The organism is Microcoleus sp. B4-D4 (assembly GCF_036705185.1).
Classification (GTDB): domain Bacteria; phylum Cyanobacteriota; class Cyanobacteriia; order Cyanobacteriales; family Microcoleaceae; genus Microcoleus.
Map to the genome: position 1 here is coordinate 32,662 of NZ_JAUBTX010000054.1, position 9,165 is coordinate 41,826.

Below are 9,165 nucleotides of genomic sequence, written 5' to 3' on the forward strand. Positions count from 1 at the left end.
GCGCTAAGGGCGCGAAGGAAGAGGAAGAAGAAGAATTGTTAGTTCAAGTTCAACTGCACTAAGGTATCGGGGGCGAGGAAGTGGGAAATGTGATAAGCTCGCTCTTCTGTTTTTAGCAGGATTTTTTCGTAGAGGTAGCGCGTAGCTCGATCGCCCAAACTTTCTGCTTGTCCTGCTTGACGGCGCAGCAAACCTATGATAGCTTGTTCGGCAGTCAAATCATGTTCCAGCATTTGGCGGCACGAATACACGCCGTCGGCTTCCGGCTCGAAACAGCACAACTCAGCTAATTTGCTAAAACTAGCCGCCGGTATGCCGCCCAACCCGTTCAACCGTTCGCCCAACTCGTGGACGCTATCTTGAGCATCTCCGTAGCTTTCTTCAAAGAATTTGTGCAAGGAGTAGAATTCTGCCCCTTCCACCACAAAATGATGTTTTTGATATTGCAGGTATAAAGCCTGGAAACTGGCCAGCAGCGCGTTCATCCCTTCACAAATCGGTGCTGTGACGGAATGTTCCAGTAGAACTGGATTTTCAGCTATGTGGCCAAACGGTCTCAATGCACTCTGAGTCTCAGCCATGTGTGTTCTCCTCTCAATAGGCAGTTTTGTTGCCAATAGATTCAGTGTAGCACCCTAGATTTACCAGTCAAGCAGGGTCGGCCTCGATAGTGGAAGACTTTGTATAGTAAAAAAAAAATTTCAAAATCTATTGAGAATAATTTGCAGTTGCGCTATCCTGTAAAAAGATGCTCGTTCTGAATGCTTCCTGAAAAGGGGGTGGATCGAGAGCAAAAATTAATGCAAATCATTATTGTTGCAAAAAAAATGAACCCAGCAGATCCAGAATTAGAAGTTTGTGACATCGTGCAAGTCAGTTGGCTAGACAGATGGCAAGTTTACCAACGCTTGCAAGAACTAGAAATTCCCTGCTGGTGCGGAGTTGACCAGCCTTTGCGGGCAAAAATTAGCACCGCCAAACAAGCTGCTCAACTCGCAAGCGTTTTGAGGCAATTGAGCGCTCCACGGCGCGAACTGGTGAACTTGCTGGAGTGCTGCTGGCAAATCGGGTAAAGCTCAAAGGAAGAAGAAAGACGTCTGAGGGAAGAAGTAAAAACAATAATGATGCGATTTAACGCATAAATACATTCACTAACGACGCTTTTTGTCAAGTTCGATAATTTTCACTGAACAGTCAATCAAGGAGTTATAACAATGTATAAATCTGGCAAGCAAGTTTCCGAGTTCAACTTAGAGGGAGAAATCCTCAGCCTAGTTATTGAAGATGGCTGCAAACTTAAATATTTGCGGATTAGTACCGCTCGCAAAGTAGAATACCTCGTGAAACTTCGCAAGGAATTGCGGTCATTTTTAGCGCCTGTTTTGACACCTGGATTGAGAGTGAAAGTTGTAGGCGAGCAAGAACTTAATTTAAAAAACGGTAAAATAAAACTGAAAGCTCGCAGTCTGACGCTGGCTGGGGGAAACAAAGATAGATTGCCCGACCAGCAAGGCTTTACGGGTGTGCCTGGTGAGATTGTGACATCAGACGATCGCGCGATCGGCAAAACCGAAGTCAGCCCTCCAGAAGCAGATCGAACTGTAAAAGCTCGCGCCAAAACTCAAACCAAAATATTAGTATGTCAAAAATCTGACTGCCAAAAACGCGGTGCCGCAACAGTCTGTAAAGCTTTAGAAAATGCTTTGAATGCGCGGGGTTTAGAAGAAGAAGTGACAGTTCAGGGTACCGGATGTCTCAAACAGTGCAAAGCTGGCCCCAATATAGTTGTGATGCCAGATAAAACTCGCTACAGTCGCATTGCACCAGCAGAGGTTCCAGCAATTATTGACAAACATTTTGCAGTTGCTAAAGCTTAGGAACGAAATTTTAATAAGTTAAACACCTGACATATTCCTTTTTTTCGACAGACAGCTAAGTCAGAGGAGGCAGAGCTTCCAGCTATTAGTTACCAGGCTCCAGTCTGGTAACTAGCAAATTCCTTAGCCGATCGCGCGTCAAGAAAAAGTGGGAGACTGAGAGAGTGGTAAATCCCCAAATCCCCAAATCCCCAAATCCCCAATCTACAATCTACAATCTCAAATAAACTGAACCGTATTGACCAATAACTAATGGCCGGGGGCTTCCTTTTAGAGAATCTATAACGATACACTGTATTTTAGACCCTGTGACTATTGGGATAAAAAGCTATGTCAGAAGCTGATCTTCGAGCTAATCAGCATCAACCGTACCCTGCTGTTCAATCGGATGCCGAACCATTGCAGTCAAATTTGGCCGCTGCTGGGGGTTTTGATCCGATCGCCCCCCCTGCCACAAATACTCCTGCGGTTCCCCAACAGCCAGAAGAAGACTGGCAAACATTAGATTTTCCCAACGCGCTCAGCGTAGATGCCATTCCCACAACAGCAGAAACAAAAAATTTGCAATCTCTGACACAGCCTCCCGAAGCGGGAACACCGCCGATTTCAGAGAACCTCAAAAATCTGCTCGGTAATGCCGAACAGCGTCAGGCCAAAGGATCGACCCCAGTAACCCTGATGCAAGCACTGCACGAATGCAACCGCGACCTTTTGCAGCGCATCGCCCAGCTAGAAACAGCGCTCGAAGAGTCCCAAAAAAACTGGCAGCATCGCGAAGCCTTGCTAGAAAAGCAGACTGCTGAACTCGAAAACACTCAAGAACAATTGACGCGGCTGTTTGGCAAAGTGGAAGTTTCCCATCAAACCCTCCAGAGTCAAGAAATTTTAGTGGAGAGTTTAAGGAATAAGTTAGCAAGCAGCCAAACCAGGCTAGCGATTGTTGAGCGAGAATGTGCGTCTACGGTGCAGCGCTACAACGAACAGTTTCATCAGCTAGTAGCCACAGAAAATGTTTGCCGAGAATTACGATCGCGCTTGCACCGCCAGCAGCGCCACACTTTGCAATTCAAAGCAGCCTTGGAAAGAAGTTTGGAGATGCCGCAGAAGCCGCCGACTTACGAGCCGCCTGACAGTGGGGACGATTTGGCGCACAAGCAATTAGAATCGTTGCTGGCGACGGTCAAAAACTCTCAAGTTCCGCTGCCGCCAGCCTTTAACGCTTCTCCTGTCAAACCTTGGTCAGAGCCCGAAGAGCATCCAGATGCAGCGGCTGTGGAAGAGGCGATCGACACTGAACCCACGGCCAATCAGGAACTCAACAAGTTAGCCCAAGTATCCGGCCTTCAATTGCAGGAGAGCGAAACCTACCGGACTCAGGAGACTGTAACTGAGTCGGAGGTGGCGGTGGAGGAACCGGAATTACCGATAACTGAGTCTGAACCAGAAATTGCTGCTGTCAAATCGGGCAGCGAAGAATTGGCCAGGGCGGTTCAAATTTTGAATTCTGTGGAAACCTTTGGTATTCAAGAAGGGCGATCGAGTGAAGCCACGCCTACAGCAATCGCGCAACCAGACTGGCTGACTTTGATTGCTAGTCCGCTGCGGGCTGCTAAAAAACGTCGATCGCTAGCTGAAATTGAATTGCCGAGTTTTCGATAGTTAATTTAATGCGGTAATATCAATTCCGGTTGCACTCTTCATGATGTTAACTGTTAACTGTTAACTGTTAATTGTTACTTGTTAATTGTTACTTGTTAATTGTTACTTGTTAATTGTTACTTGTTAACAGTTAATTTATTATTCCGATGAAGAGAGGATTTGAGATAATTGGTGATTGCACAGATTTACCAATTACCCACAATACAGCAAATACGGTTTCAGCTTGGGATAATATCACGGGCGATCGATTACCACAACAAAACAGTTTGTAGTGCGGACGATCGTCCGTTTTCGCGAGTTCGTAGTGCGGAATTCCTCACTACAAACTTTAACTCGAAACTATTTTTTTCCCTTTTCCCATCCCGTAAGTGAGAGCATAGCTGGTAGCCAACAGCCGCAGCCAAACAGCCGGATAGCGGGGCTCCAACCAAGGCTGTATTTTGCGGGCGAAACTGGGAAGCCATCCGAAGAGGAAACTCGCCAAAGCCAGCAGAGTAAAATTTAAGTAACTCCCCAGCCAGCGCAAAATATCCCGGAAGGTGACAAAATCTAAAATCCACAACAGGAGAGAAGGATTTTTTCTGGCTGCTTTAATTGCTAATTGATTGAAAGTTAGCCAGTCGGCTCTGTCTTTAATAAAAGTTTCCGCGACGGTGAGTTCTTGTTCTGCCAAAAGACCAAAAAAGGTATTGAGCATTGAATTAATTCTTTGGGGTGGCAAAGTGCGCCCCGTCGGTACCATCATCCCTTTAGAAAACAGCCAAGTTACTGATATATTGCTCTGGTAAGCACGAATTTGGTTTAAGTGTTTGGCACTTAATAAATTGTGCTTTAAAGCTGTATCCAATAAATCTGTTAATCGAAAAAGATTGCGGATGAGAGAGCCGAAACCGGTGAATACTAAGGGAGATTGCAAAGATGCTGCATCGCCGATCGCAATTAGGCGATCGACAGCCACGGCGCGATCGCTACTTGTAGTGCTAAAATGGCCCGGAATATAACCAAAAGTAGTTTTTTTCCAGATTAATTTATTGACATCGCAGCGGCGGTACTCCGGCAAAATTGCGAAAAAATCCTCGTACAATTCCAGCAAAGAACCGGGATTTTCGGCATTTACTTGGTGATAGTGAAAGAGATAAACTGTGAGTTCTCCTCCAGCGCCGGGAAATAACTCCCAAATCAGTTGGCGGCCGCGGGAAATATCGCCGTGACTCCAGAGAACGTCGCCGTAATCGGAATCCCAAACTCCCGGCTCCATTCCTCCGTCAATGACTCCTCCAACCGTCGGACAAACGCTGTCAAAAGCCCGTCCTTCGTTCAATTGCCAAGCGATGGGAGAAGCCGAACCCATTGCATCGACGAGCAAACGTCCGCTGACAGTGCGATCGGTTTTTGTCGGCAAGTGGCAGCTTTGAACTATAACTTTTTCCGCTTCAATATCGGCTCTGATAAACTCAGTTTCGTCCCAGATTTCCCCGCCCGCTTCTGTGAGTTTAACTCCCGCCAAATACACCAGTTTGTCGCTGTCCAAAGCTATATTCAGCACCTTCGGCGTGTGCAGAATTGCCGCTTTAGCAACGGGCGGATTGTTAGCATCAAAAAATTTGCAGTAGCCATCTTTGTATTCTCGCGCAATCAAAGTTTCGATTTCGGCTGCAGTAAATAAACCTAAATCAACTAAGCTTTGCATTTCGTCCCGCGAAATATTCCACTCGCGATTCATCTTCCCGAAAGGCATTCGTTCCAGCAGCAGCACTCGGTAGCCCAATCTCGCCATGACGGCGGCGTGAATCACTCCTAATGCTCCGCCGATATAAATTAAATCGTAAACAGTATCGCCAGCATCTGACACCGAAACAGTGCCTTCTCCCTTCTTCCCTATTCCTTCTTCCTTCTTCCCTCTTCCTTCTTGCTTCTCCCCTCTTCCTTCTTCCTTCAAAAACACTACTTGCTTTGGCTTTTGAGGATTGCGAGTGTTTTCGCGCCAGCGCTGCTCCCACCAGTAAACGCGCTGCAGGTCGTATTCGCCGTTGGGCATTTTTTGGAAGTATTTGACGGTGAGAGGGTAATAGGGGGCAAGAGCGTCAAAAATTGACTGTTTGGAGAGGTCTATGGTGGGGGGTTCTGGGTAGCGATCGGGAAACTTGTTTCTGACAGCCAGATTTAGAGTTTCCAGGAACTGTTTTTCTCCAGGCGGCGCGTCTTCTACACGAAAGACTTTTAAATAAGTTGTGCGCTGTACTGACCAGACAAAGGTGGAAAGTTCTGTTCGCCAATTGTGGTTTTCTGAATTGGTATCAGCGAGGGTCGGTTTTGGATTAGCATTTTGAGTTCCAGATTTTACCAACTCCGCTGCTGTTGTGTTGGAAAGCAGGCGAAAACCGTCAGGAGTAATAATTTTTTCTCCGATTTCGGGGTCGAATTCGTGCTGCAGCCAGGTGCAGACTGCTGCTGTATCGGGTGTGGGGACTTCTAGATAAAGAATTTCTTGCATGATTGGGAGTTCAATTCTGAATAAATTAATAAAGATGGGGGAGTTGACAAGGGAGCAAAGTAGGCTATACTCCCGAATACTTATTTAGTTTTAAATAAGTTTACAATGTTTTAAGATTTTTAGTTTCTCGATCGCCCTAGCTCTTAGTTGAGCCGCAGCGGGTCAGTATCTACTTTTTTTGATATGCACTCTTATGAATTATCCCATTCCTACGAATCCTCAAGAAATGATTGCTTTGCGACAGCAGCCGCTGAATGAAGAATTGGTGGCGTCGGCGATCGCGGGTGTGATTCAAATAGCTCGATCGCGTTCTCAGTCTTTAGACGAGTTAAAGGCTGAGCTGCTCGCCGACGACAACCTGCTCGATTTGGCTCAAAGGCTCTGGTTGAGCGAAATTGTAGCTCAAGCTTGGGAAAATTTGCCTTGATCGTTATCAAAATCCGAACAAGACACGGCACCGAAAATTATCGTTCTTCTTCAGTCCGCCTGCGCGGACTTCGTTTGACAAGGAGCGAATTCCATTCGCCGTCCGATGTTTTTCTACTATTTCCAAATATTGTGATTATTTTAACAGTATCTGCACGTCCATACCCAAGAAACCGGGTTTTTACTTAATTCAAGGCTGAGATACATGATTGTCGGAAAAAACCCGGTTTCTGACTGTTTGAATTGATAGGTTGCGAAGGAATAAATAAGATTATCGCAATTCAACTTCTCGCTTAACTTCTGTTAAAACTCGATCGCCCCGCGTCAACCGATATTCTGCGCGCCACACTCCCGGAATTAGAGGAGAATTTGTACTGTTTTTTTTGCCAACAATACCCAACCAAGTGCGGCTGGGGGCGGGAATTTCTTTGCTGGCGTTGGCGATGGTTTCACCGTTGGGTGCAAATAATTTGTATTCTTCGCGATCGCCCTTGAGGACTCCGTAAGTCTGCACCCAAAATATTAAAGCAGGGCTATTTATGGGGAGTTTAGTCTCAGAAAATTGTCCGGCCCAGATAGCGTTATCGTCAGGTGCTTTGCTGGCAAAACCGGCGCGAATTAAACCTGTAGAAACATAGTCGATGGGCTTGTCCCAAATTGGATTGCGGGCGGTGTTGCAGCCTAATTTGGCATCGGCACCGACAAACGGATCTACAGCTTTGCCTTGATAGCGAAAAGTGACGTGTACGTGGGGGAAAGAAGCCATCCCAGAGTTTCCCACCATGCCCAAAACTGTACTTTTTTGTACCTGCATTCCCGGCTTCACAACCACGCTGTTTTGGCGGAGGTGGCAGTATTGGGCTTCCCAGCCTGCGCCGTGATCGATTACTATGCCGTTGCCGCATTCTGTGCCTGAGACGTTGGCTTTGTCTGTCGGGTTTTGCAAGCGCCGATCGACTACACCATCTCGCACTCGCAAAACTTTGCCCGCTGCGGAGGCGATAACTGGAACTCCTTTTGCCATTGCTTTGGCGTCGGGAATGGCGAAGTCTGTGCCGTCGTGCCCGTCGTAGGTTTGTCGCCCGCAGCCAAAATCGACTGCAGCCGGGCTCGGATCGCGATCGAAGTACAGCAATACAAAACAGTCTTTTCCTAGGGTACAGTCGATCGGCTTACCGAATTGCCCGCTGGGCTTTTGGGCGACGGTTGAAGAAACGAGGCGCTGGGCGATCGTATTGGCTTGGGCGATCGGTGCATTGACTGAGGTGTTGTTAGCACAGGCAGCCGCACTTGTCAACCCCACGGCCAACAAAATTGCAGAAAAGTGTTTTTTTGATATGATAGTCATTCGTCGGTGGGAGATAAAATTTGAGGAATGAAGTCAAAAATCAATCAATCATTCAAAATATAGTTGGGTCAATCATCTAGACGATCGATCTGGCGTTTGAGTTTCCCATATTTATTGTAAACTGTCGCGTCTTTTATTTATACTGGTCTGTTTTTTGAGACTTTTGTATAGCGGAATTTCTGCCCGCTAGAAAGGTTAAATTGCCAAAGCAAAACAGCTTAGTTTTCTCGGTTTTTACTGCTTAATTAGTTAAAAAATGCTCTCTAAAATTCGATCGCTGATTACGATAATTCGGCTTGGCGGCCTTGCGGTTGCTGCTTTGGCGATGTGGGCGTTTGCCACCATTGCCGAAGAGGTTTTGGAAAAGGAAACCTACGCTTTCGATACATCTATCTTACTATATCTTAGGAACCTGCACACTCCGCTGCGCGATCGCCTCATGCTCGGCTTGACATTTTTGGGAGAACCCAACGTGCTGCTCATGCTGAGCGTGAGTTTGGGTATTATATTGTGGATACGCAAACATCGCTCCGAAGCCACAACTATTGCTGTTACAGGCGTGGGAGGTCTGGGTTTAAATCTACTCTTGAAACAACTGTTTGCGCGCGATCGGCCTCTACTTTGGGAGCGCACGGTTGACGTAAAATTTTACAGTTTTCCTAGCGGACACGCGATGATTTCAATGATTATTTACGGTTTGCTAGGATATCTCTTGGGTTCGCGCTTTCCCAAGCAGCGCTGGTTAATTTACAGCTTGACTGTGGTATTAATTGCTGTTATTGGTTTGAGCCGACTTTATCTCGGAGTGCACTGGCCAACCGATGTGATTGCTGGTTATATTGCTGGTTTTATATGGCTGCTTGCTTGTATTTTTAGCTTGCAAGTATGGAAGCAGTTTCATGATTCTCGTCCTGTTCCTGAAGAGAAGTTTTTGTCGCCTGAAAATCCTCAAGAATAGTTTTAGTTGTTGACGGTTGACGGTTGACGGTTGACGGTTGACGGTTGACTACTAAGAGGGCGGGCACGGGGGCACCGCCTAATAAATAACAACTAACACCTAACAATTAATACCTAACAACTATAGCAATCCTAAATGAGTCGTAAATCTTTTTACCCCACCCCAACCCTCCCCTTACTAAGGGGAGGGAGTAAGAAGTTTACAAATGATTTAGAATTGCTATAACAAATAACAAATAACAAATAACAAATAACAAATAACAAATAACAAATAACAAATAACAAATAACAAATAACAAATAACAAATAACAAATAACAAATAACAAATAACAAATAACAAATAACAAATAACAAATAACAAATAACAAATAACAAATAACAAATAACAAATAACAAATAACAA

The 9,165-nt window shown here is 45.8% G+C and carries 8 protein-coding genes; 5 read left to right on the forward strand and 3 right to left on the reverse strand.

Annotation, left to right across the window (positions count from 1 at the left end; all coding sequences use genetic code 11):
• Positions 1–38: 38 nt before the first annotated feature.
• Complete coding sequence (locus tag QUB13_RS26140) at positions 39–581, reverse strand: Dps family protein (protein WP_194070820.1); 543 nt, start codon at positions 579–581, stop codon at positions 39–41.
• A 246-nt stretch (positions 582–827) separates the two neighbouring features.
• Between QUB13_RS26140 and QUB13_RS26145 the strand changes: the two genes are divergently transcribed.
• The 3 genes from QUB13_RS26145 to QUB13_RS26155 all read left to right on the forward strand — a co-directional run bounded on the left by QUB13_RS26145 (position 828) and on the right by QUB13_RS26155 (position 3,536).
• Entirely contained in the window at positions 828–1,073 is a 246-nt protein-coding gene (locus tag QUB13_RS26145) for an Asr1405/Asl0597 family protein (protein ID WP_333087790.1), read from the forward strand.
• A gap of 141 nt (positions 1,074–1,214) precedes the next feature.
• Positions 1,215–1,877: a (2Fe-2S) ferredoxin domain-containing protein gene (locus tag QUB13_RS26150; RefSeq protein ID WP_333087788.1), complete on the forward strand. Its 663-nt coding sequence runs from the start codon at positions 1,215–1,217 to the stop codon at positions 1,875–1,877.
• 330 nt (positions 1,878–2,207) lie between these two features.
• Positions 2,208–3,536 carry a hypothetical protein gene (locus QUB13_RS26155; protein WP_333113294.1) on the forward strand — a complete coding sequence of 443 codons (1,329 nt, stop codon included), beginning with the start codon at positions 2,208–2,210 and terminating at the stop codon, positions 3,534–3,536.
• A 328-nt stretch (positions 3,537–3,864) separates the two neighbouring features.
• Here the strand turns inward: QUB13_RS26155 and QUB13_RS26160 are convergent, their stop codons facing one another.
• A complete protein-coding gene (locus QUB13_RS26160; protein WP_333386777.1) occupies positions 3,865–6,030 on the reverse strand; it encodes an NAD(P)/FAD-dependent oxidoreductase in 2,166 nt (721 codons plus the stop codon).
• 193 nt (positions 6,031–6,223) lie between these two features.
• Here QUB13_RS26160 and QUB13_RS26165 point away from each other — a divergent pair, with 193 nt between their 5' ends.
• Entirely contained in the window at positions 6,224–6,457 is a 234-nt protein-coding gene (locus QUB13_RS26165; protein ID WP_194070816.1) for a hypothetical protein, read from the forward strand.
• 270 nt (positions 6,458–6,727) lie between these two features.
• Here QUB13_RS26165 and QUB13_RS26170 read toward each other — a convergent pair whose 3' ends face one another.
• Positions 6,728–7,804, reverse strand: coding sequence for a M23 family metallopeptidase (locus tag QUB13_RS26170; protein ID WP_333386781.1), 1,077 nt, complete (start codon positions 7,802–7,804; stop codon positions 6,728–6,730).
• A 256-nt stretch (positions 7,805–8,060) separates the two neighbouring features.
• On the opposite strand from QUB13_RS26170, the gene QUB13_RS26175 reads away from it, so the two are divergent.
• Complete coding sequence (locus QUB13_RS26175; protein WP_333386784.1) at positions 8,061–8,762, forward strand: phosphatase PAP2 family protein; 702 nt, start codon at positions 8,061–8,063, stop codon at positions 8,760–8,762.
• Positions 8,763–9,165 lie beyond the last annotated feature (403 nt).